Below are 1,058 nucleotides of genomic sequence, written 5' to 3'. Positions count from 1 at the left end.
TGAGTCGGAGATTCGTCGTTGGTTCGGTATGAGTCGTCCGGGCCCGAAGATTCCGCCGTTGTCACTGACTGATGCCCAGCGGGCCGTGTTGGAGGGCTGGGTGCGTCGTCGTACGACGGCTCAGGCTCTGGCCCAGCGGTCGCGGATCGTGCTGGAGTGCGCCGAGGGACACTCGATCATGGAGGTGTCGCGTCGGCTGCGGGTCTCTGCGGACACGGTCCGCACCTGGCGGCGGCGTTTCCTCGAACGGGGCCTGGACGGCCTGTGCGACGAGCCGCGGCCCGGTGTCCCGCGGAAGATCACCGACGCGGACGTCGAGCGGGTCATCGTCAAGACACTGGAGGACAAGCCCAAGAACGCGACCCACTGGTCGACCAGGTCGATGGCGGCGGCCACAGGCATGTCGCAGTCGGCGATCTCGCGGATCTGGCGGGCGTTCGCCCTGGCACCGCACCGGTCGCAGACGTTCAAGCTGTCCACGGACCCGCTGTTCATCGACAAGGTCCGCGATGTCGTGGGCCTCTACCTCGACCCGCCGGAGAAGGCCTTGGTGCTCTGCGTGGACGAGAAGTCCCAGATCCAGGCCCTGGACCGGTCCCAGCCCGTGCTGCCGATGGTTCCCGGCGTCCCCGAACGCCGCAGCCACGACTACGTCCGCGCCGGCACCACCACCCTGTTCGCCGCACTGGAGGTCGCCACCGGCAAGGTGATCGGCTCCCTCCACCGGCGCCACCGGGCCGTCGAGTTCAAGAAGTTCCTGACGAAGCTCGACAAGGAAGTCCCCGCCGACCTCGATGTCCATCTGATCCTGGACAACTACGTCACCCACAAGACCCCTGCCATCAAGCAGTGGCTGCTGGCGCACCCGCGCTTCCATCTGCACTTCACACCGACGAGTTCGTCCTGGCTGAACCTCGTGGAGCGGTGGTTCGCCGAGCTCACGCAGAAGAAGCTCAAGCGAGGCGTCCACCGCTCCGTCCAAGCCCTGGAACGCGACATCCGCGCCTGGCTCGCCGACTGGAACGAACACCCCAGGCCGTTCATCTGGACCAAGACCG

Annotated in this window: 1 protein-coding gene; it reads left to right on the top strand. The window is 66.8% G+C overall.

Going from position 1 to position 1,058, the window contains the following annotated elements; translation table 11 throughout:
• Positions 1-28 precede the first annotated feature (28 nt).
• A partial coding sequence (locus tag ACIBNA_RS45085) for an IS630 family transposase (RefSeq protein ID WP_399171302.1) occupies positions 29-1,058 on the top strand: 1,030 nt, incomplete at its 3' end.

The sequence above is a fragment of the Streptomyces sp. NPDC050164 genome, assembly GCF_044459945.1.
GTDB classification, from domain to species: Bacteria; Actinomycetota; Actinomycetes; order Streptomycetales; family Streptomycetaceae; genus Streptomyces; species Streptomyces coeruleorubidus_A.
The sequence above is the reverse complement of the archived record's forward strand: the minus strand, read 5'-3'. Positions and strand labels throughout refer to the sequence as shown.